Below are 22,377 nucleotides of genomic sequence, written 5' to 3' on the forward strand. Positions count from 1 at the left end.
GGTCAGCCGAAGGCGGCCTCGAGGAGCGTGGCCTGCTGCTCCTTGTGGACGCGGCCCGCGCCGGTGGCCGGCGAGGCGGCGGCCGGGCGGGAGACGAGGCGCATCTCGCGCCCACCCAGGGCCTCGCTCGACAGGTGGTCGGACAGGAAGGTCCACGCGCCCTGGTTGCCGGGCTCGTCCTGGACCCACACGACCTCCGCACCGGGGTAGCGGTCGAGCTCGGCCTTCACCGCCTCCTGGTCGAGCGGGTAGAGCTGCTCGAGGCGGACGATCGCCGTCGACGTCGCGCCGGTCTTCTCCCGGTGCGCCGCGAGGTCGTAGTAGACCCGGCCGGAGCACAGGAGGACGCGGCTGACGTCGCCCTCGGTGCCGTTCTGGTCGCCGATGACGGTCCGGAAGGTGCCGCTGGTGAAGTCCTCCAGCGGGGACGCCGCCGCACGCAGGCGCAGCAGCTGCTTCGGGGTGAAGGCGACGAGCGGCACGCGCGGGCGGTTGTAGGCCTGCCGGCGCAGCATGTGGAAGTGGTTGGCCGGGGTGCTCGGCTGGGCCACGATCATGTTCTCCTCCGCGCACAGCTGGAGGAAGCGCTCGATGCGGGCCGAGGAGTGGTCCGGGCCCTGACCCTCGTAGCCGTGCGGCAGGAGGAGGACGAGCGAGGACCGCTGGCCCCACTTCTGCTCGGAGGAGGAGATGAACTCGTCGACGACGATCTGCGCGCCGTTGACGAAGTCACCGAACTGGGCCTCCCACAGCACCAGCGCGTCCGGCCGCTCCACGGAGTAGCCGTACTCGAAGGCCATCGCGGCGTACTCGGACAGCGAGGAGTCGTAGACCCAGAACTTCGCCTGGTCCCCGGTGAGGTACATGAGCGGGGTCCACTCGGCGCCGGTCTCGGCGTCGTGGAAGACCGCGTGGCGCTGGACGAAGGTGCCGCGGCGGGAGTCCTGCCCCGCCAGGCGCACCGGCGTGCCCTCCATGAGGAGGGAGCCGAAGGCGAGGATCTCCCCGAAGCCCCAGTCGATCTCGCCCTCGCGGGACATGACCTCGCGCCGCTCGAGGAGCTTGGCGAGCTTGGGGTGGACGTTGAAGCCCTCCGGCGGGCGCACGTGCGCCTTGCCGATGCGGCCGAGTACCGGCTCGGGGACGGCGGTCTGCCAGCCGACCATCGTGCCGGCGTCGACCTGCTGCGACTCGGGCAGCTCGAGCCCGGCGACCTGCTCGTCCTCGCGGACGGGCGGGCGCCAGCCGACCTCACGGGTCTCGGTGAAGGCCTTCTCCAGCTCCGCCTGGTAGTCCTGCAGTGCCTGCTCGGCCTGCTCGGGGGTGATGTCCCCGCGCCCGACGAGCGCCTCGGTGAAGAGCTTGCGCGTGCTGCGCTTGTTCTCGATGAGGGAGTACATGACCGGCTGGGTCATCGACGGGTCGTCGCCCTCGTTGTGGCCGCGGCGGCGGTAGCACACGAGGTCGATGATGACGTCCTTGTGGAACTCCTGCCGGTAGGCGTAGGCCAGCTCGGCGACCCGCGCCACGGCCTCGGGGTCGTCCCCGTTGACGTGGAAGATCGGCAGCTGCAGGCCCTTGGCCACGTCGGTGGCGTAGTGCGTGGAGCGCGAGCTCGTCGGACCGGTGGTGAAGCCGATCTGGTTGTTGACGATGATGTGGACCGTGCCGCCGGTGCGGTAGCCGCGCAGCTGGGACAGCTGCAGGGTCTCGATCACCACGCCCTGACCGGCGAAGGCGGCGTCGCCGTGGATGAGGATCGGCAGGACGGAGAAGCCCTGCTGGCCGAGGTCGATGCGGTCCTGCTTGGCGCGGGTGACGCCCTCGAGGACGCCGTTGACGGCCTCGAGGTGCGAGGGGTTGGCCGCGAGGTAGACCCGGGTCTGCTCCCCGGTGTGCGCGGTGAACTCACCGACGGTGCCGAGGTGGTACTTGACGTCGCCGGAGCCCTGGATGGACCGCGGGTCCTGGTTGCCCTCGAACTCGGAGAAGATCTGGGCGTAGGACTTTCCGGCGATGTTCGCCAGCACGTTGAGCCGCCCGCGGTGGGCCATGCCGATCGCGACCTCGTCCAGGCCGTCGCGCGCCGCGCCGGTGAGGATGGTGTCGAGCATCGGGATGAGCGACTCACCACCCTCGAGGCTGAAGCGCTTCTGCCCGACGTACTTCGTCTGGAGGAAGGTCTCGAAGGCCTCCGCCTGGCCGAGCTTGCGCAGGATCTGCAGCTGCTCCTCCGGGGAGGGCTTCTGGTAGGGCGTCTCGAGCCGGGACTGCATCCAGCGGCGCTCGACCGGGTCCTGCAGGTGCATGTACTCGATGCCGATGGTGCGGCAGTACGTGTCGCGCAGGATGCCGAGGATGTCCCGGAAGGGCAGCCGCGAGGTGCCGGCGAAGCCGCCGGTGGGGAAGGTGCGGTCCAGGTCCCACAGCGACAGCCCGTGGTTGGTGATGTCGAGGTCGGGGTGACGGCGCTGGCGGTAGGTCAGCGGGTCGGTGTCCGCCATGAGGTGGCCGCGGGAGCGGTAGGCGTGGATGACCTCGGCGATGCGGGCGGGCTTGCCCATGTCGGTCTCGGGGTCCACGTGGACGTCGCGCTGCCAGCGCACGGGCTCGTAGGGCACGCGCAGCGAGGCGAAGACGCGGTCGTAGAAGCCGTCCTGGCCGAGGAGCTTCTCCTCGAGGACCCGGAGGAACTCACCCGATGCCGCGCCCTGGATGATGCGGTGGTCATAGGTCGAGGTGAGCGTGAGGACCTTCGAGACACCGGCGCGCGCCAGCGTCTCCTCCGAGGCCCCCTTGTACTCGGCGGGGTAGTCCAGCGCGCCGACGCCCACGATCGTGCCCTGCCCGACCATGAGCCGCGGCATCGAGTGGACGGTGCCGATGGTGCCGGGGTTGGTCAGCGTGATCGTCGTGCCGGCGAAGTCGTCGACGGTGAGCTTGTTGTTGCGCGCCTTGCGCACGAGCTCCTCGTAGGCCACCCGGAACTGGTTGAAGTCCATCGCGTCGGCCCCCTTGATGGAGGGGACGAGCAGCTGGCGGGTGCCGTCGGGCTTGGGCAGGTCGATGGCCAGGCCGAAGTTGACGCTCGCCGGCTGGGTCATCGCCGGCTTGCCGTCGACCTCCGCGTACGAGGCGTTCATCTCCGGCAGCTTGCCCAGCGCCTCGACGACGGCGTAGCCGATGAGGTGGGTGAAGGACACCTTGCCGCCGCGCCCGCGGGCGAGGTGGTTGTTGATGACGATGCGGTTGTCCGCGAGGAGCTTGGCCGGGACGGCGCGCACGCTCGTCGCGGTGGGCACCTCGAGGCTGGCGTCCATGTTCTTGACGACGCGCGCGGCCGGGCCGCGGAGCTTGACCGTGCCGTCCGCGGGCGCAGCGACGCGCTGGCGGGAGGCGGGCGTGGAGGTGTAGCCGGCGACGGCGGGCTGCGCGGCCGCCTCCGGGGCGGGCTCCGCCGCCACGGTCTCGGCGACCTTGCGTGCCTGCGGCGCGGGCGCCGGGTTGTCGGCCGTGGTGTCCGAGCCGGGCACCGCCGTGGGCCGGGCCTCGTCGGCACTGCTCGTCGAGCGGGCGGTCGGGGCCGGGCTCGGGTCGGCAGCGGGCGCGTCGGCGCGGTCGCTCGTCCCGGCGGAGGGCGGCTGCTGCGGCGCGGAGGGCTGCTGCGCACCCGCCGTCGTCCGCGGTGCGCTGTCGGTGGCGCCGTTGCCGGGCTCGTAGTCCTTGAAGAACTCCCACCACGCGGGGTCGACCAGCGCGGGGTCCTTCTTGTACTGCTCGAAGAGCTCTTCGATGAGCCATTCATTCGTGCCGAACGCGGCGGCAGCGGGGTCAGGGTGCTCCTGAGTGGACACTTCGGGGATCGCCCTCTTCCGAGACGTGTGTGGATGGAGGAGAAAGTGCCCTTCCAGCGTAGGTGATCGATCCCATCCGGACGGAGCCGGGAGCCGGGTTCCGGCCATATCAGGTGCCCTGCGAGCGCGCCTCGGACCTCAGTCCCAACCGGCGGTCAAGGCAGTGTCAGGCGGGGCCCTGCATCGTCCCCGCGGACCGTGGGAGCCGGGGTCCGCGCACCGGAAGACGCAGTCGGACCGTCGCTCCCTCCCCGGCCTGGGAGTCGGCGACCTCGATCGTGCCCCCGTGGATCGCCACGGCCCAGCGGGAGATCGCCAGGCCGAGACCGGTGCCGCCCGTGCTCGCCCGGCCGGTGAGCGACGGGCTGTTCCCCCGCTGGAAGCGCTCGAAGACCCGCTCCCGGTCGGCGGGCGGGATGCCGGCGCCGGAGTCGACGACGTCGATGACGACCTCCCCGCGCAGGGCGGCGGCGGAGGCGCGGACCGAGACGAGCGTGCCGGGCGGCGTGTGCCGCACCGCGTTGTCGAGCAGGTTGGCCAGGACCTGGGAGATGCGGACGGGGTCGACGCGCAGCCGCAGCTCGGGCGGGTCCACCCTGACCTCCCAGCGCACGTCCCGGCCCGCGGCGCTCGCGGCCGCCGCCGCCTCCGCGACGGCGTCGTCGACGAGGGTGCGCACGGCGACGTCCTCGAGCTCGAGCCCGACGACGCCCGCCTCGACCCGGGAGAGGTCGAGGAGGTAGCCGACGAGCCGCCCCAGCCGCTGGGTCTGGCGCAACGCCCCCTCGAGAGCCTCGGGCGTGGCCGGCACGACGCCGTCGGCGAGGTTCTCCAGCTGGGCCTGCAGCGCGGCGACGGGTGTGCGCAGCTCGTGGGAGACGTTCGCGACGATCTCGCGGTGGGCGGTGTCCACCGAGGCGAGGTCCTCGGCCATCTGGTTGAAGGCCCGCGCCAGCTCGCCGACCTCGTCGCTGCTCGAGGCGGTGACCCGCCGCGAGTAGTCCCCGCGGGCCATCGCGCGGGCCGCCGCGGTCATCTCCCGCAGCGGGGACGTCATGCCGTGCGCGAGGACCTGGGTGACGACGAGCGCCGAGACGATCGCGAGCGGGAAGGTCCGGGTGGGCCCGAGCTCGTAGCGCAGCCCCAGCCACGTGATGAAGGCCGCGGCCGTCACGGTGACGGCGACGAGCACGCCGAGCTTGATCTTGAGGGAGCGGAAGCGGTCGAGCGGGCGGGACATCCGCAGCCCCCCGCGGGCGTGCCGCGCGCCGGCCGGCCCGCTCACGGTGCCCCCGGCGCGTCCTCGGTCGGTTCGAGCGCGTAGCCGACGCCGTGGACGGTGCGCACGAGGTCGGCGCCGAGCTTGCGGCGCAGCGCCTTGACGTGGGAGTCGACGGTGCGGGTCCCGGACGCGTCGGCCCAGTCCCACACCTCCGCGAGGAGCTTCTCGCGCGAGAAGACGGTGCGCGGGCTGGAGGCCAGGCACACGAGGAGGTCGAACTCGGTGGGGGTGAGATGGGCCTCGTCACCGCGCCGGCGCACCCGGCGCTGGCTGCGGTCGATCTCGAGGTCCCCGAGGAGCAGCGGCGCCTCGGCCGGCTCCCCGGTCTGCTCGACCGCGGTGCGCCGGGCCCGCTCGGCGCGCCGCAGCAGCGCCTTGAGGCGGGCGAGGAGCTCGCGCATGGAGAAGGGCTTGGTCATGTAGTCGTCGGCGCCCACGCCGAGGCCGACGAGGATGTCGGTCTCGTCGTCGCGCGCGGTGAGCATGAGGACGGGCACCTCCCGCTCGGCCTGGATCCGGCGGCACACCTCGAGGCCGTCGAGCCCGGGCAGCATGACGTCGAGCACGACGACGTCGGGCAGGAAGGTGCGGGCGGCCGCCACCCCGCCGGGACCGTCGCCGGCGATCTCGACCCGCCAGCCCTCGGCGGAGAGGCGGTGGGCGATCTGCGCGGCGATGTCCGGCTCGTCCTCGACGACGAGCACCCGGGTGGCGTCGGTGGTGGGGGGACCGGTGGGGGCCATGGGTGCACTCTGGCACACCGGTGCCCGGGCATACCCGCCGCACGCCCGCTCCCGGTATCGTGTCCGCACTATGGCGCAGCAGCAGACCAGCCCGCAGGAGGCTCCCGCGCAGCCCGACGCGGAACCCGCGAGTCCCGGGGCGTCCGAGGAAGCGGACGCCGAGCCCCCGAGTCCCAGCGGCGTCCTCGCCGCCCCCTCCCGGCCGGGAGCGCGCCGGTGCTGACCGAGTGGCTCCTCGTCCTGCTCGGCGTGGTCCTCACCGCCGGCACCGCCGTCTTCGTCGCGGCGGAGTTCTCCCTCGTGGCGATGGACCCGGCCACCGTCGACCGGCGCGTCGCCGCCGGTGACAGGCGCGCCGTCGGCGTGCAGCGGGCCCTGCGCCACCTGTCGACCGAGCTCTCCGGTGCCCAGGTGGGCATCACGCTCACCACCGTCCTGCTCGGCTACACGGCCCAGTCGGCGCTCGTCACCCTCCTCACCGGACCGCTCGGCTCCACCGGGCTGGCCACGGCCGCCGCCGGCGCGACCGCCGTCGTCGTCTCCCTCGTGCTCGTCAACGCCTTCTCCATGCTCTTCGGCGAGCTCGTCCCCAAGAACCTCGCGCTCGCCGACCCCTTCGCGACGGCGGGGGTCGTGGCGCCCCTTCAGCGCGCCTTCACCCGGCTGCTGCGGCCGGTCATCTCCCTCCTCAACGGCAACGCCAACGCGATCCTGCGCCGCTTCGGGGTGGAGCCGGTCGAGGAGCTCGCCGGCGGGCGCTCGGCCAGCGAGCTCGCCGCGCTCGTCCGCCGCTCCGCGGAGCAGGGCACCCTCGACATCGGCACCGCGACCCTGCTCACCCGCTCCATCGGGATCGGCGCGCTCACCGCCGTCGACGTCATGACCGACCGGGTGCGGATGACGGCGCTGCCGCGCACCGCCACGGCTGCCGACGTCGTCGCCGCCGCCCGCCGCACCGGCCACTCCCGTTTCCCCGTCCTCGGTGACGACGACGACGACGTCGTCGGTCTGGTCAACCTGCGCCGCGCCATCGCCGTCCCCCACGAGCGTCGCGCGGAGGTCCCGGTGACGGCCGGCTCCCTCATGATCCCGGCGCCCCGGGTCCCCGAGACGCTCGAGCTGGCGGCCCTGCTCGTCTCCCTGCGCGACGACGGCATGCAGATGGCCGTCGTCGTCGACGAGTACGGCGGCACGTCGGGCATCGTCACGCTCGAGGACGTCGTCGAGGAGATCGTCGGCGAGGTCTCCGACGAGCACGACCGCCGCCGCACCGGCGCCCACGAGACCTCCGACGGCAGCTGGGTGGTGCCCGGCGTCATGCGTCCCGACGAGCTCGCCCACCTCGCCCAGCTCGTCGTGCCCGACGACGGCCCCTACGAGACCCTCGGCGGCCTCGTCATGGCCCGGCTCGGCCGGATCGCCGAGGTCGGCGACGAGGTCGAGCTGCCCGGGGTGCTCCTGCGGGTCGAGCTCATGGACGGGCGGCGCATCGAGCGCCTGCGCGTGCGGGGGAGGGTCGACGCATGAGCTCGGGAACCGCGCTCCTCCTCGGCCTCGTCCTGCTCGTGGCCAATGCCTTCTTCGTGGGCGCCGAGTTCGCGATCATGTCCGCCCGCCGCAGCCGGGTGGAGCCACTCGCCGAGACCTCTCGCCGGGCTCGCACCGTGCTGTGGGCCATGGAGCACGCGACGCTCATGATGGCCTGCGCCCAGCTCGGCATCACCGTGTGCTCCACGGGGATCGGTGCGGTGGCCGAGCCGGCGATCGCGCGGCTCGTCGAGGCCCCGCTCATGGACCTCGGGCTGCCGGCGGCGTCCGCGCACGTCGTCGGCTTCGCCGTCGCGCTCGCGCTCGTCATCTACCTGCACGTCGTCGTCGGCGAGATGGTGCCCAAGAACCTCGCGGTCACCAGCCCGGAGAAGGCGGCGATGTGGTTCGGCCCGCCGCTCGTCCTCATCTCCCGCGTGCTGTCGCCGCTCATCCGGGCGCTCAACGCGCTGGCCAACCTCGTGCTGCGCCTCGTGGGCGTCGAGCCCAAGGACGAGGTCGCCTCGGCCTTCACCGCGGAGGAGGTCGCCGCGATCATCGAGCGCTCCCAGCGCGAGGGGGTGCTCGAGGACGAGCTGGGACTGCTGTCCGGGGCGCTGGAGTTCTCGGAGAAGAACGCCGCCGAGGTCATGGTCGCCGATGAGAACCTCGTCACCCTGGAGGACGGGACGACCCCCGAGACCTTCGAGACGGCGGTCGCGCGCACCGGTTTCTCCCGCTTCCCGGTGCGCAACCTCGCGGGGGAGGTGCACGGCTACCTCCACATCAAGGACGTGCTCTACGCCGACGGCGCGCTACGGAGCCAGCCGGTGCCCCACTGGCGGGTGCGCGCACTGCCCAGAGTGGCGCCATCGGACGAGATCGAGGACGTCCTGGCCGTCATGCAGCGGACCGGGACGCACCTCGCCGGGGTGGGGGGCGCGGGCGGCCCGACCGTCGGCGTCGTCTTCCTCGAGGACATTCTCGAGGAGCTCGTCGGAGAGGTCTCTGACTCGATGCAGCGCCACAGCGCCGGCTCCTGAACCACTCCTGCACAGGGTGCGACGCGATTGTGGACTCCGCGCCGCCGGTGTCGTTACTGTTTCGTGATACGCCGGTCCGCCGGCGTGCCCTCCATCTCCACCCGAAAGGTTCCCTATGCCCGCGCGCGCCTCGATGCCCTCCACGGCACCGGTGACGCGACGGCAGCTACGGGAGGCGGAGCGCCGCGCCGAGCTGCTCGCACTCCGTGAGACTGCCGCGCGCGCCGCAGCGCAGCTCCCCGGCCCCCTCCTCGCCACCGTCCCGCTGGCCGGCGGCCTCGGCCTGGTCGGACAGGCGCAGCAGGCCACGGCGGCCACCGCGCAGCAGGCCGCCGCCCCCGCGCAGGAGACCGAGCACGTCGCCACGGTGCCGCTCGACGGCACGGTCGCCCCCGTCCGTCCGCAGTACCGCAGCCGCGCCGAGCTCCGCGCCGCGCAGCGTCCCGCCCCGCAGCGCACCCTCCGCGTCCAGACGCCGCGCTGGATGCCGCGCGCCGCCGTCCTCGGGGCGCTCGGCGCCGCGACGATCGTCGCCCCGCTCGCCGGCTTCGTCGGCGCCGGCCAGGGCGCGGCCGAGGAGGCGCCCGCCGTGGCCACCGTCCCGGCCGGGGACACCCTCCTCGACGCCCTCGACTCCGCCGCCACCCAGCTGGACGCCGAGTCCGCCGGCAGCACCGCCGCGCTCCTCGCCGACTCCAGCGCCTCCGCCCGTGCGCTCGTCCAGAGCTCGCGGAGCGTCGACCGGGACGCCGCGGTGTGCAGCTCGCTGACCGGCAGCGGCGCCAACGGCGCCGGCGCGGCCCTCGGCGCCGAGCGGATGGCCATGCCCCTCGCCGTCGGCACCTACTCGCAGAGCTCGCTCTACGGCAACCGCGTCCACCCGATCAACGGCACGTGGTCCAAGCACGAGGGCCTCGACTTCGCCGCACCGCTCGGCACCCCGATCCACTCGGTGGCCGACGGCACCGTCGTCCACGCCGGCGAGGGCCTCGACGGCCGCTCGAGCATGCTCGTCATCATCGAGCACGAGGTCGACGGCGAGACGTTCTACAGCTGGTACGTCCACATGTACGAGGACGGTGTCTTCGTCTCCGAGGGCCAGCAGGTCCGCGGCGGCGAGGTCATCGGCGAGGTGGGGAACAACGGGAACTCCACCGGCCCCCACCTCCACCTCGAGATCCACCTCGACGAGGCGGGGACGACGACGGACCCCGGCGCCTTCCTCGCCGACCACGACGCCGTCATGCTGTCGGCCGACTGCTGAGAGTGCCCTGGTCCTCCCGCCGCTGGGGATGGACCACGTCGAGTGACCTCCGTTACTCTGGGCCAGCCGCGTGCCGCGCGGCTGTGAGCCCAGGGGGACCCGGATGTCACCGACCGCAGAGGAGTCGTCGGCCCGTGCGGCCGACGTCCCTGCCGTCGAGCCCCTTCCCGCCGGGCTGAGGCGGCTGCGCAGGGCCGGTGCGCTCGGCTGCGCCGCACTCCTCGCCGCGGCGACGGCCCTGGCCGTCAGCCCCGCGGCGCCGAGTCCCACGAAGACGGCCGGCGGAGCCTTCGTCGAGATGGGGCTCACCCTCGAGGCGGAACCCGTCAAGGCCGGCGAGTCCTTCCGCCTGGGCAGCGGTGTGACGCTCGTGAGCAACGCCGTCGTCACCAAGGCGGGCAGCGACCCCTTCAGCGAGTCCCCGCTCTGCGCGAGCTACCCGGTCGCGCCCGGCAGCTACCGCGTGAGCTCGCCCTACGGGTACCGCGTCCACCCGATCTTCGGCACCTACACCATGCACATGGGCGTGGACTACGCCGCCCCGCTCGGCACGCCCATCCACGCCGTCACCGACGGCACGGTCGTCTACACCGGCGCCGGGCGGCTGGGACGCTCCAGCGAGCTCGTCATCATCGAGCACACCGTCGCGGGCACGACCTTCTACAGCTGGTACGTCCACATGTACCCCGACGGCATCTTCGTCGAGGTGGGCCAGCACGTGCGCGCCGGCGAGGTCATCGCCGAGGTGGGGAACAACGGCAACTCCACCGGCCCGCACCTGCACTTCGAGATCCACACCTCCGACGCCGGCCTCGGCCTGACGAAGACGCCGGTGCGGCGCACCCCCGCATCCTTCGTGCTCAGCTCCGTGGCGGAGGCGACCGACGAGCCCGGTGACCCTGCGGACGGGCCGGGGGACGACGAGAGTCCCGGGCCGAAGGAGCCCGGCGAGGACGAGACCCCGAAGCCGGGCGACCCGGGGGAGGACGAGACCCCCGAGCCGGGTGACCCGGGTGAGGACGAGACCCCCGAGCCGGGCGAGGACGAGACTCCCGAGCCAGGCGAGCCGGGGGAGGACGAGACCCCCGAGCCGGGCGAGGACGAGACTCCCGAGCCGGGCGAACCCGGTGAGGAGGAGCCGAGCCCCGAGCCGAGCGAGACGCCGGTCCCGGCTCCGAGCCCTGAGCCGAGTCCCGAGCCCAGCCCCGAGCCGAGTCCCGAGCCCAGCCCCGAGCCCAGCGAGACGCCCACCCCCCAGCCCACGGAGGACCCGATCACCGAGGAACCGACGGAGCAGCCGACCGAGCGGCCCCGCAACCCCTTCCCCACCCGCGCCTACGGCACGACGGTCGACCCGGTCGCCTTCCTCGCCTCGCTCGGCCTCACCCTCGTCGCCCCGAACCAGTGCACGGCACCCTGACCGGCGGCGCGGCCGCCGGAGGTGCCCCCTACCTCGACCGCCGGGGCCCGGCCGCGCTCGCGCACCGCGGAGGAGGGGCGGAGGTGGCCGAGAACTCGCGCGCCGCCCTGGAGCACGCCGCGGCCCTCGGGTACCGGTACGTCGAGACCGACGTCCACCGCACCGCCGACGGCGTCGTCGTCCTCCTCCACGACCCCACCGTGGACCGGACGACCGACGGTCACGGCCCCCTCTCGGCGCTCACCTGGGAGCAGGCGGCGCGACTGCGCGACCGCTCCGGGGGCCGCCTCGTGCGGCTGGACGAGGCGCTCGCGGACTTCCCCGGGCTGCGCCTCAACATCGACCTCAAGGAGGACGCCGTCGTCGGCCCGGCACTGCGCACCATCGCCGACGCGGGCGCCGGCGACCGCGTGTGCCTCGCGTCCTTCTCCGACCGGCGGCTGCGGATCGCGCGCCGCGCCACCCAGGGGCGGGTCGCCACGAGCCTGGGGCGCCAGGAGATCGCCCGGCTCGTCGCCGCGGCGACGCTCGGCGCCCCGGTGCGGGGCGTCCCCACGCCGTCGGGGACGACGACCGACCGCGCCGTGTGCGTCCAGGTGCCCGTCCGGCACCGCGGCGTCCCGGTCGTCACGCCGGCCTTCGTCCGGCTCGCCCACCGCCTCGGCCTGGAGGTCCACGTGTGGACCATCGACGACGCCCCGACCATGCACCGGCTGCTCGACCTCGGTGTCGACGGCCTGGTCACCGACCGTCCCACGGTGCTGCGCCAGGTGCTTCACACGCGGGGGGAGTGGACGGCGAGCGACTGATTTTCCCCGTGGCAGACCGGGTGTGAACACGCTCCTGCCGGTCGGCGGGGTGGTGCACAATGTGGCGATGACCCTCCACGAGTCGCACACCGACCCGCGCACGCGGCGCACGCTGGCGCTCCTGGAACGTGCGATGACGAGCCTGCTCGAGACGCAGTCGATCAGCGAGATCAACGTCTCCGAGCTGTGCCGCGTCGCCGGGATCCACCGGACGACCTTCTACAAGCACTTCTCCTCGGTCGCGGAGTTCGCGGCCTACATGTTCTCGGCGCTCATCGAGGACCTCTCGACGGTCGACCCGGCCGCCCTGCCGGAGGACATGGACGAGGTGACGGAGACCTACCGGGCGGCGCTCGAGGGGATGCTCGACCACGTCGCCCGCAACCGGCCTGCCTACCGCCGGCTCTTCGCCAGCGACGGCGACCACCAGTTCCAGCGGATCGTCGCCGACGCGATGGCGCAGCGCGCCGCCGAGGCCCACCGCCGGCTGGCCGACCGGGGGCGCACCATCGACATCGACGACGCGACCGCGGCCCAGATGGTCGGGGCGGCCTGTGCGGCCGCGGTCGGCGTGTGGGCGGCGCAGGACACCACCGACTCCGCGCGACGCGCGCACGAGATCATGGCCGGGCTGCCCGCGTGGTGGACCACGGCCTGACCGCCCGTTCCCGGGCAGCATGAGTGCCCCCGACTGGACTCGAACCAGCGACCTTCTGCTCCGGAGGCAGACGCTCTATCCACTGAGCTACAGGGGCACGACGCCCGGCGATGCTATCAGCCCCGCGGGGTGATCAAGACATCGGGTGGACGTGGCGCCCGCCACGTCCACCCGCCCGTGGAGCGACAGGCCCGCCGCGACGGCCTAGGGTGGACGCCGCAGTGCCAGGCGTTCTCTCGCGCGCCGGACGAGGAGGAGACGACATGAGCCAGCCACCGACGGGCCCCACGCCCGGACCGTCCGACGACGACGCGCCACGCACCCCCGACGAGGGGGAGGGCTTCGCGCGCTCGCCCTACGACCTGCCCGAGTCGCAGGCCGGCGAGCCCACCGCGAGCTACGGCCAGGCGCCCGACCCGGCCCGCACCATCTACTCCGACCCGAGCAGCACAGAGCCTGAGCCGGAGGAGCCCACGAGTGGGCGGCCCCGCTGGGTGCTGCCGGCCGTCATCGCCGCCGTCGTCGTCCTGGTCGCCGGCGGCATCGCCGCGGCCCTCCTCCTCGGCGGCGACGACGAGGACCCGGTCGCCCCCGCCACCCCGACGGCGGAGCAGACCGACGCACCCACCACCGGGCCGACCGACCCGGCGACGACGGCCGCCCCGGAGCCGACGGAGGAGCCCACCACCGCGGAGCCGACGGAGGAGCCGAGCTCGGAGCTGCTCGGCGACCTGGACGAGACCGTGTCCGTCGGTGACCTCACCTTCGAGCTGTCCGAGGAGGGCTTCGTCCCCGACGAGGGCATCGAGGGCGCCGTCGAGGCCTACCGCGGCACCTACATCGGCGGCGAGGAGCGCATCGGGATGCTCGCGACCCTGTGGCCGGACAACGCCGCCGCCGACGCCTTCGCCACCCGGCTCACCGAGGGCGCCGACGGTGAGCTCGTCGACACGGGCGACACCTACACCAACGGGACCGGGACCTTCTGGGCCTTCCTGCTCTCGGACGAGCGCGGCCGGTACATCTGGACCACCGACCGGGGCCACGTCCTGGAGATCACCGGCAGCGCCGACTACGTCAGCCAGTTCTACTCCAGCCTGCCGCTGTAGCCCGCGCCGGGGAGCGATCGCGGCGCTAGTACCCTGGTTCGGTGACTCCGACCGAACTCGCCGCGCTCATCCGCTCCTGCCTCCTCGACGCCGTCGCGGACGGCACGCTGTCCCTGTCCGCCGAGGACATCGGCGAGGTGAAGGTCGAGCGTCCGCGCCAGCGCGAGCACGGTGACTGGGCGACCAACGTCGCCATGCAGCTGGCCAAGAAGGCCGGCACCAACCCGCGGGCCTTCGCCGAGACGCTCGCCGGGCGGCTGGGCGGCGCCGCGGGGATCGCCGAGGCCTCGGTCGCCGGCCCCGGCTTCCTCAACATCCGCCTCGAGGCGGGCGCCGCGGGCGAGCTGGCCCGCTCGATCGTCGAGGCGGGGGAGTCCTACGGGCGCAACGACGCCCTGGCCGGCCACGCGGTCAACCTCGAGTTCGTCTCGGCCAACCCCACCGGCCCGCTCCACATCGGCCACACCCGGTGGGCGGCGCTCGGTGACGCCCTCGTGCGGCTCCTGCGGGCCGCCGGCGCGGACGTGACCCCCGAGTACTACATCAACGACGCCGGTGCCCAGATGGACAAGTTCGGCGCCTCCGTCCTCGCCCGGGCCACCGGCGGGGAGGTGCCGGAGGACGGCTACCGCGGCGAGTACGTCACCCAGCTCGCCGAGAAGGTCCTCGCAGAGCGCCCCGACCTCACCGACCTGCCCGCCGACGAGGCGCTGGCCGTGGCCCGGGAGACCGGCTACCGGCTGCAGCTCGCCGAGATCCAGCAGGTCCTCGCCGAGTTCGAGGTCCACTTCGACGTCTACTTCTCCGAGCGGGAGCTCCACGGCAGCGGCGCCGTCGAGGCCGCCGTCGCCCGCCTGCGCGAGCAGGGCCACGTCTTCGACGCCGACGGCGCCGTGTGGCTGCGCACCACCGACTTCGGCGACGACAAGGACCGCGTCCTCATCCGCGCCGACGGCACCCCGACGTACTTCGCCGCGGACGCCGCCTACTACCTGTCGAAGAAGGACCGCGGGTTCCCCGAGAAGATCTACCTCCTCGGCGCCGACCACCACGGCTACGTCAACCGGCTCAAGGCCATCGCCGCCTGCGCGGGCGACGACCCCGAGACGAACATCGAGATCCTCATCGGCCAGCTCGTCTCCGTCGCCGGGGCCCGGCTGAGCAAGCGGGCCGGCAACATCATCGAGCTGAGCGACCTCATCGAGTGGATCGGCACCGACCCGGTCCGCTACACCCTCGCCCGCTTCCCCGCGGACTCCCCGCTCAGCCTCGACGGGGAGAAGCTGCGCGAGAAGAACATGGACAACCCCGTCTACTACGTCCAGTACGCGCACGCCCGCATCCGCAACGTCAGCCGCAACGCCGAGCAGCACGGCGTGCGCCGCGAGGACGCCTTCGACCCCACGCTCATCGGCACCGAGGCGGACAGCGTCCTCCTCGGCCACCTCGCCGGCTTCCCCGAGACGGTCGCCCGCGCCGCCCGCCTGCGCGAGCCGCACCGCGTGGCCCGCTACCTCGAGGACCTCGCCGCGGCCTACCACAAGTGGTACGACCAGAGCCGCGTCTCCCCGCGCGGTGACGACCCGGTCGAGGACGTCCACCGCACCCGCCTGTGGCTCAACGACGCCACCGGCCAGGTCATCGCCAACGGGCTCCACCTCCTCGGCGTCTCCGCCCCGGAGCGGATGTGAGCGGCCCGACGACGGCGCCCGAGCCGTCCGCCACCGACCCCCGCACCCCGTGGTCCGGTTCGGTCCGCCGCACCGCCGACGGCAGCCTCGAGGTGGGCGGCCTGGACGTGCGTGACATCGCTTCCGAGCACCGCACCCCCGTCTACGTCCTCGACGAGGCGGACCTGCGGGCCCGCGCCCGCGCGTTCGTCACCGCCTTCACCGAGGCCTTCGCCGACCTCGCCGGGGCGGACGTCTACTACGCGAGCAAGGCCTTCGCCTCCGTGGCCGTGGACCGCTGGGTGTCCGAGGAGGGCATGCACGTCGACGTCTCGACCGGAGGGGAGCTCGCCGTCGCGCTGCGCGCCGGCGTGCCGGGCGACAAGATCGCGCTCCACGGCAACAACAAGTCCGACGCCGAGCTCGAGTGGGCGCTGCGCGCCGGCGTCGGGCGCATCGTCGTCGACTCCCTCGGGGAGGTCGAGCACCTCGCCGACCTCGCCGGGCGCCTCGACCTGCCCGCACCCGTCATGGTCCGGGTGACGACGGGCGTCCACGCCGGCGGCCACGACTTCATCGCCACCGCCCACGAGGACCAGAAGTTCGGCCTGTCCCTCACGAGCGGCGCGGCCCGTGCCGCCGTCGACGCCGTCCTCGCGCGCCCCGAGCTCACGCTGCTCGGCCTGCACTCCCACATCGGCTCCCAGATCCTCGACCTGTCCGGCTTCGAGGTCGCCGCCGGCGCCCTCCTGCGCCTGCGCGCGGAGGTCGCCGCCGAGACCGGCACGCTCATGCCCGAGCTCGACCTCGGCGGCGGCTACGGCATCTCCTACACCGGCGCCGACCTCCCGCCCACGCCCGCCCAGATCGCCCCCGCGCTCGCCGACGTCGTGCGCCGCCTGTGCGCCGAGCTCGGCACCCCGCCGCCGCGCGTGTCGGTCGAGCCGGGCCGCGCCGTCGTCGGCCCGGCCGGGCTCACCCTGTACCGGGTCGGCACGGTCAAGCCGGTGACGACGGAGGAGGGCACCGAGCGCCGCTACGTCTCCGTCGACGGCGGGATGAGCGACAACATCCGCACCGCCCTCTACGACGCCGCCTACACCGCGGCCGTCGCGAGCCGTCGCAGCGAGGCCCCCGCCGTCGCCTCCCGGGTCGTCGGGAAGCACTGCGAGAGCGGTGACATCGTCGTGCGCGACGTGCTCCTGCCCGATGACGTCGCGTCCGGCGACCTGCTCGCCGTGCCGGCCACGGGTGCCTACGGGCGGTCGATGGCCTCGAACTACAACCTCCTGCCGCGCCCCGGCGTGCTCGCGGTGCGCGACGGGCAGGCGCGCTACATCGTGCGGCCCGAGACCGAGGACGACCTCCTCGCCCTCGACCTCGGTTGACAGCACGTGGACGCGTGACGAGCGCGCTCGGCGGCGCCTCTATCCTGGCGGCTGCACAAGGATTGGAGTTGTCGATGAGAGAGCGGGCGCTGCGCGTCGCCGTGCTCGGGTGCGGGACCGTCGGGACCGAGGTGGTGCGGCTGCTCACCGAGCAGGCCGAGGACCTCACCGCGCGGACCGGTGCCCGGCTCGAGGTCGTGGGCATCGCGGTGCGGGACACGACCGCGCCGAGGGCCGACGTCGTCGACACCGGGCTGCTCACCACCGACGCCTCCGGCCTCGTCCGCGACGCCGACCTCGTCGTCGAGCTCATGGGAGGGATCGAGCCCGCCCGCACTCTCGTGCTCGAGGCGATCGCGGCCGGCGCGGGCGTCGTCACCGCGAACAAGGCGCTGCTCGCCGCCCACGGCCCCGAGCTCTACGAGGCCGCCGAGGAGCGCGGCGTCGACCTCTACTTCGAGGCCGCCGTCGCCGGCGCGGTCCCCGTCGTGCGCGGGGTGCGCGAGTCCTTCGCCGGGGACCACGTGTGGCGCGTCGTCGGCATCGTCAACGGCACGACGAACTTCATCCTCGACGAGATGACCTCCCGCGGCGTCGGCTTCGGCGAGGCGCTCGCCGACGCGCAGGCGCTGGGCTACGCGGAGGCCGACCCGACGGCGGACATCGACGGCCACGACGCCGCCGCGAAGATCGCCATCCTCGCCTCCCTCGCCTTCCACACCCGGGTGAGCATCGACGACGTCCCCGTCGAGGGGATCCGCTACGTCACCGCCGCCGACGTCGAGGCCGCCACCCGCGGGAACCACGTCATCAAGCTGCTCGCCGTCGCCGAGCGCCGCACGACCGCGGCCGGGGACGGCATCTCCGTGCGGGTCCACCCCGCGCTGCTGCCCCTCGAGCACCCGCTGGCCGCGGTGCACGGCGCCTACAACGCCGTCGTCGTCGACACCGAGGCGGCCGGCCGGCTCATGTTCTACGGGCAGGGCGCCGGCGGCGCGCCGACGGCGTCCGCCGTGCTCGGCGACGTCGTCGCGGCCGCGCGCAACCGGGTCTCCGGCGGCCGTGGCCCGGCCGAGTCCCGCTACGCCGACCTCCCGCTGCTCGGCGGCGACGAGGTGACGACGCAGTTCCAGCTGCGCCTCGAGGTCGCCGACGTGCCCGGCGTCCTCGCCGAGATCGCCGGCACCTTCGGCGAGAAGGGCCTGTCGATCCAGACCGTGACGCAGGAGCAGGCACCGGGTGCCGACGGCGCCGCCGAGCTCGTCGTCGTCACGCACCGCGCCAGCGAGGCCGCGCTGGCAGCGACGGCGGACGCCGTCGCCCGTATTCCGTCGGTCAAGCGCGTGCTGGCCGTGACCAGGGTGGAGGACGTCTGATGGCGCACCAGTGGCGAGGCGTGATCACCGAGTACGCCGACCGGCTGCCGATCGAGCCGGGGGACCCCGTCGTCACCCTCGGTGAGGGTGGGACGCCGCTCGTCGCGGCACCCGTGCTCAGCGAGCGCGTCGGCGCGCAGGTCCACGTCAAGGTCGAGGGGGCCAACCCCACCGGCTCCTTCAAGGACCGCGGCATGACGATGGCGATGTCGAAGGTCGCCGCGACGGACACCGAGATGGTCGTGTGCGCCTCCACGGGCAACACCTCCGCCTCCGCCGCCGCGTACGCCGTGCGCGCCGGGCTGCGCTGCGCCGTCGTCCTGCCCGCCGGGAAGATCGCCGCAGGCAAGCTCGCCCAGGCGATCGTCCACGGCGCCGAGCTCGTCGCCGTCGACGGCAACTTCGACGACTGCCTGCGCATCGTCCGCACGCTCGCCGAGGACTACCCGGTCGCGCTCGTCAACTCGGTCAACCCCTTCCGCCTCCAGGGGCAGAAGACGGCGGCCTTCGAGGTCGTCGACGCCCTCGGGGACGCCCCGGACATCCACGTGCTCCCGGTCGGCAACGCCGGGAACATCTCCGCCTACTGGATGGGCTACCGCGAGTACGCCACCGACGCCCCCGGGCTGCCCGCGCGCGCCACCCGAGTCCCGCAGATGTGGGGCGTGCAGGCCGAGGGCGCCGCACCCTTCGTCAAGGGCGCGCCCGTCGAGCACCCCGAGACGGTGGCGACGGCGATCCGCATCGGCAACCCGGCCTCGTGGACGCTGGCCGAGGCCGCCCGCGACGAGTCCGGCGGCTGGATCGACGCCGTGAGCGACGCGCAGATCCTCGACGCGCAGGCGCTGCTCGCCCGCGAGGTCGGCGTCTTCGTCGAGCCTGCGTCCGCGGCCAGCGTCGCCGGGCTGCTCCAGGCCGCCGAGCGGGGCCTCGTCCCGGCCGGGGCGACCATCGTGTGCACCGTGACCGGCAACGGCCTCAAGGACACCGCCACCGCCCTCGGCAGCGCGGACGTCGACCCCGAGGTCGTCGCCCCGCAGGCCGCGGCAACGGCGGCCGCGCTCGGGCTCGCGTGACGATGGGGCGGCTCGCGCGCGACTCGGTGCGGGTGCAGGTCCCCGCCACGAGCGCCAACCTCGGACCGGGCTTCGACGCCCTGGGCCTGGCGATCGACGTCGTCGACGACATCGCCGTCCGCGCCACCACCGGGCTCACCCACGTCACCGTCACGGGCAGCGGGGAGGGGGCGCTGCCGGAGGGCGAGAACCACCTCGTCGTCCGCGCGATCCGCGCCGCCCTCGACCACGCGGGTGCACCGCAGGCCGGTCTCGAGCTGCACTGCCACAACCGCATCCCGCACGGGCGCGGGCTGGGCTCCTCGGCCGCCGCCGTCGTCGGCGGGCTCGTCGCGGCCCGCGGTCTCGTCGCGGACCCGGAGGCGCTCGACGACGACACGGTCCTCGCGCTGGCCACCGAGTTCGAGGGCCACCCCGACAACGCGGCGCCGGCCATCCTCGGCGGCGCCACGGTCGCGTGGTCCGAGGACGGGCGGCCGCGCGCGGCGCGCCTGCGGGTGGGGGAGCACGTGCGCCCCACCGTCCTCGTCCCGCCCGGTGAGCTGCTCACCGGCACCGCCCGCTCCGTGCTCCCGCGGCAGGTGCCCCACGAGGACGGCGCCTTCAACGCCGGGCGGGCCGCGCTGCTCGTCCTCGCGCTCGACGCGCGCCCCGACCTCCTGCTCCCCGCCACCGAGGACCGCCTCCACCAGCGCCAGCGGGCGGTGGTCATGGAGGAGTCGCTGCGCGTCATCGACACGCTGCGCGAGCTCGGGCTGCCCGCGGTCGTCTCCGGCGCGGGCCCCAGCGTCCTCACCCTCACCCGCGCCGACGACGCCCACGTCGCGGCCTTCACCCGGCACGGGTGGCAGGTCCTCACGCCCGCCGTCACCCGCGGCGCGCGGCTCGTCACCGACTGACGGCGGCCGCGCCGCTACGCGGGGAACGCCCGTGGCGCTTTGGCCCCGGCTGCTACACTGGACGCGCCTCGGCGCCGTCGAGCTGTGATCCCACGCGGGTGTCCAGCACAGGCCCGGGACACCTCCCCCCGATCTTCCGCCGCTGTCTGCGGCCTGCGGTCGTGCGGAGTCATCACCCCGGACGTCGTCCGGGCTCGCCCGGCCTCAGGTCATGGGGCCAATTCCGAGGGAAGGAACCTCGTGACTGAACAGCTTGACGCCACCGCCGCCCGCGGTGGCTCGCTGAGCACCATGAAGCTGGCGGAGCTGCAGACGCTCGCCGCCGGCATGGGGCTCAAGGGCACCACCCGGATGCGCAAGAGCGACCTCGTCGCCGCCATCCGCGACGCCCGCACCTCCGGCTCCCGCAGCTCCTCGTCCTCCACCGAGACGCCCGCAGCCGAGGCCCCCGCCAAGGCTCCTGCCGAGGCGCCCGCCAAGGCCCCCGCGGCCGAGGCCCCGGCCGACACCGACGCCGCGGCGCCGCGGCGCGGACGCAGCCGCCGCGCCTCCGCCGAGGCCGGCGCGCCCGCCGCCGCCGAGAGCCGGCCCGAGCAGCCCACCCTCCCGGTGGCCGAGCCCGTCGCGGACGACGCCGAGCGCGCTCCCCGCCGCGACCGCGCGGAGCGCATCGAGCGCCGCGAGCGCGCGCAGGCCGAGCGGCGTGAGCGTGCCGACCAGCAGGCGGAGCGGCGCGAGCGCGCCGACCAGCAGCCCGAGCCGCGCCAGCAGGCCGAGCAGCGCCAGCAGCGCGAGCCGGTCGACCGCGAGCGTGCTGTCAAGGCCCTCGAGGCGATCGAGCTGCCCGCACCGCGCGACGAGGCGGAGGACCGCCGCGAGGACGCCCGCCGCGGCGAACAGCGGCGCGTCGAGCCGGAGGGCGACCGCACCGGCCGCAACCGCCGCCGCAACCGCGACCGCAACCGCAAGCGCCGGCCCGGCGGGAGCGACCTCCCCGGCCTCGACGAGCTCGAGGTCACCGAGGACGACATCCTCCTGCCCGTCGCGGGCATCCTCGACATCCTCGAGAACTACGCCTTCGTCCGCACGAGCGGCTACCTGCCCGGGCCCAACGACGTCTACGTCTCGCTCAACCAGGTGAAGAAGTACGGCCTGCGCCGCGGCGACGCCGTCACCGGTGCCGTCCGCCAGCCGCAGGACGAGCAGCAGCGTCAGAAGTTCAACGCTCTCGTGCGCCTCGACTCGATCAACGGCACGCCGCTCGAGCGGGTCCGCCAGCGTCCGGAGTTCGCCAAGCTCACGCCGCTCTACCCGCAGGAGCACCTGCGTCTGGAGACGGCCGCGAGCTCGATGACCGGCCGGATCATCGACCTCGTCGCCCCGATCGGCAAGGGTCAGCGCGGCCTCATCGTCGCCCCGCCCAAGGCCGGCAAGACGATCGTCATGCAGCAGATGGCCAACGCGATCACGACGAACAACCCCGAGGTCCACCTCATGGTGGTGCTCGTCGACGAGCGGCCCGAAGAGGTCACCGACATGCAGCGGACGGTCAAGGGCGAGGTCATCGCCTCGACCTTCGACCGCCCCGCCACGGACCACACGATCGTCGCCGAGCTCGCTATCGAGCGTGCCAAGCGCCTCGTCGAGCTGGGGCAGGACGTCGTCGTGCTCCTCGACTCGATCACCCGGCTCTCGCGCGCCTACAACCTCGCCGCCCCTGCCTCGGGGCGGATCCTGTCCGGTGGTGTGGACGCCTCGGCGCTCTACCCGCCCAAGCGCTTCTTCGGCGCGGCCCGGAACATCGAGAACGGCGGCTCGCTCACCATCGTCGCCTCCGCGCTCGTGGAGACCGGCTCGAAGATGGACGAGGTCATCTTCGAGGAGTTCAAGGGCACCGGGAACATGGAGCTGCGCCTGTCGCGCTCCCTGGCCGACAAGCGGGTCTTCCCGGCGGTGGACGTCAACGCCTCCGGCACGCGCCGCGAGGAGCTGCTCCTGTCGCCCGAGGAGCTGAAGATCGTGTGGAAGCTGCGCCGGGTCATGAGCGGCCTGGACCAGCAGCAGGCCGTGGAGCTGCTCCTCGGCAAGATGCGCGAGACGCGCTCGAACGCCGAGTTCCTGCTCACCGTGCAGAAGACCACACCCGGAATGGGCAACGACTGACCCCACCGGCCACCCGGCCGTGGGAAGATTTCCGCACGCCGCGGCGTTCTGGCACGATGGAACGTCGACTTCCGGTTCACGGCACGTACCGCGCGG

Annotated in this window: 16 protein-coding genes and 1 tRNA gene; 13 read left to right on the top strand and 4 right to left on the bottom strand. The window is 73.8% G+C overall.

Going from position 1 to position 22,377, the window contains the following annotated elements; all coding sequences use genetic code 11:
* Positions 1-2: 2 nt before the first annotated feature.
* The 3 genes from AA0005_RS04920 to AA0005_RS04930 all read right to left on the bottom strand — a co-directional run bounded on the left by AA0005_RS04920 (position 3) and on the right by AA0005_RS04930 (position 5,879).
* A complete protein-coding gene (locus AA0005_RS04920; protein ID WP_413452293.1) occupies positions 3-3,854 on the bottom strand; it encodes a multifunctional oxoglutarate decarboxylase/oxoglutarate dehydrogenase thiamine pyrophosphate-binding subunit/dihydrolipoyllysine-residue succinyltransferase subunit in 3,852 nt (1,283 codons plus the stop codon).
* Between the two features lie 166 nt (positions 3,855-4,020).
* Entirely contained in the window at positions 4,021-5,094 is a 1,074-nt protein-coding gene (locus AA0005_RS04925) for an ATP-binding protein (RefSeq protein ID WP_413452294.1), read from the bottom strand.
* A 41-nt stretch (positions 5,095-5,135) separates the two neighbouring features.
* On the bottom strand, positions 5,136-5,879 hold the full coding sequence (locus AA0005_RS04930; protein ID WP_413452295.1) for a response regulator transcription factor: 744 nt from the start codon (positions 5,877-5,879) through the stop codon (positions 5,136-5,138).
* Positions 5,880-6,095: 216 nt separating this feature from the next.
* Here AA0005_RS04930 and AA0005_RS04935 point away from each other — a divergent pair, with 216 nt between their 5' ends.
* The 6 genes from AA0005_RS04935 to AA0005_RS04960 all read left to right on the top strand — a co-directional run bounded on the left by AA0005_RS04935 (position 6,096) and on the right by AA0005_RS04960 (position 12,600).
* A complete protein-coding gene (locus AA0005_RS04935; protein WP_413452296.1) occupies positions 6,096-7,406 on the top strand; it encodes a hemolysin family protein in 1,311 nt (436 codons plus the stop codon).
* Positions 7,403-8,449: a hemolysin family protein gene (locus tag AA0005_RS04940; RefSeq protein ID WP_413452297.1), complete on the top strand. Its 1,047-nt coding sequence runs from the start codon at positions 7,403-7,405 to the stop codon at positions 8,447-8,449. The genes AA0005_RS04935 and AA0005_RS04940 overlap by 4 nt, the downstream gene beginning before the upstream one ends.
* A 115-nt stretch (positions 8,450-8,564) precedes the next feature.
* Positions 8,565-9,713 carry a M23 family metallopeptidase gene (locus tag AA0005_RS04945; protein ID WP_413452298.1) on the top strand — a complete coding sequence of 383 codons (1,149 nt, stop codon included), beginning with the start codon at positions 8,565-8,567 and terminating at the stop codon, positions 9,711-9,713.
* 103 nt (positions 9,714-9,816) lie between these two features.
* Positions 9,817-11,133 (top strand): peptidoglycan DD-metalloendopeptidase family protein, encoded by a 1,317-nt coding sequence (locus tag AA0005_RS04950; protein ID WP_413452299.1) that lies wholly within the window; start codon positions 9,817-9,819, stop codon positions 11,131-11,133.
* Entirely contained in the window at positions 11,118-11,942 is an 825-nt protein-coding gene (locus tag AA0005_RS04955; RefSeq protein ID WP_413452300.1) for a glycerophosphodiester phosphodiesterase, read from the top strand. The genes AA0005_RS04950 and AA0005_RS04955 overlap by 16 nt, the downstream gene beginning before the upstream one ends.
* A 67-nt stretch (positions 11,943-12,009) precedes the next feature.
* Entirely contained in the window at positions 12,010-12,600 is a 591-nt protein-coding gene (locus AA0005_RS04960) for a TetR/AcrR family transcriptional regulator (protein ID WP_413452301.1), read from the top strand.
* 24 nt (positions 12,601-12,624) lie between these two features.
* Here AA0005_RS04960 and AA0005_RS04965 read toward each other — a convergent pair.
* Positions 12,625-12,697: transfer RNA gene (locus AA0005_RS04965), tRNA-Arg, on the bottom strand.
* A 166-nt stretch (positions 12,698-12,863) separates the two neighbouring features.
* On the opposite strand from AA0005_RS04965, the gene AA0005_RS04970 reads away from it, so the two are divergent.
* The 7 genes from AA0005_RS04970 to rho all read left to right on the top strand — a co-directional run bounded on the left by AA0005_RS04970 (position 12,864) and on the right by rho (position 22,281).
* Positions 12,864-13,709: a hypothetical protein gene (locus AA0005_RS04970; RefSeq protein WP_413452302.1), complete on the top strand. Its 846-nt coding sequence runs from the start codon at positions 12,864-12,866 to the stop codon at positions 13,707-13,709.
* 41 nt (positions 13,710-13,750) lie between these two features.
* Positions 13,751-15,400, top strand: a complete 1,650-nt coding sequence (gene argS, locus AA0005_RS04975; protein ID WP_413452303.1) for an arginine--tRNA ligase — start codon at positions 13,751-13,753, stop codon at positions 15,398-15,400.
* Positions 15,397-16,767, top strand: coding sequence for a diaminopimelate decarboxylase (gene lysA, locus AA0005_RS04980; protein WP_413452304.1), 1,371 nt, complete (start codon positions 15,397-15,399; stop codon positions 16,765-16,767). The genes argS and lysA overlap by 4 nt, the downstream gene beginning before the upstream one ends.
* A gap of 74 nt (positions 16,768-16,841) precedes the next feature.
* A complete protein-coding gene (locus AA0005_RS04985; protein ID WP_413452305.1) occupies positions 16,842-18,143 on the top strand; it encodes a homoserine dehydrogenase in 1,302 nt (433 codons plus the stop codon).
* Positions 18,143-19,219, top strand: coding sequence for a threonine synthase (gene thrC / locus AA0005_RS04990; RefSeq protein WP_413452306.1), 1,077 nt, complete (start codon positions 18,143-18,145; stop codon positions 19,217-19,219). The genes AA0005_RS04985 and thrC overlap by 1 nt, the downstream gene beginning before the upstream one ends.
* 2 nt (positions 19,220-19,221) lie before the next feature.
* The gene (gene thrB, locus AA0005_RS04995) at positions 19,222-20,118 is read left to right on the top strand and encodes a homoserine kinase (protein ID WP_413452307.1); all 897 of its coding nucleotides are present in this window, start codon (positions 19,222-19,224) and stop codon (positions 20,116-20,118) included.
* Positions 20,119-20,409: 291 nt separating this feature from the next.
* Positions 20,410-22,281 carry a transcription termination factor Rho gene (rho, locus tag AA0005_RS05000; RefSeq protein WP_413453063.1) on the top strand — a complete coding sequence of 624 codons (1,872 nt, stop codon included), beginning with the start codon at positions 20,410-20,412 and terminating at the stop codon, positions 22,279-22,281.
* Positions 22,282-22,377: the final 96 nt, after the last annotated feature.

Source organism: Georgenia phoenicis, from assembly GCF_047302425.1.
Taxonomy (GTDB): domain Bacteria; phylum Actinomycetota; class Actinomycetes; order Actinomycetales; family Actinomycetaceae; genus Oceanitalea.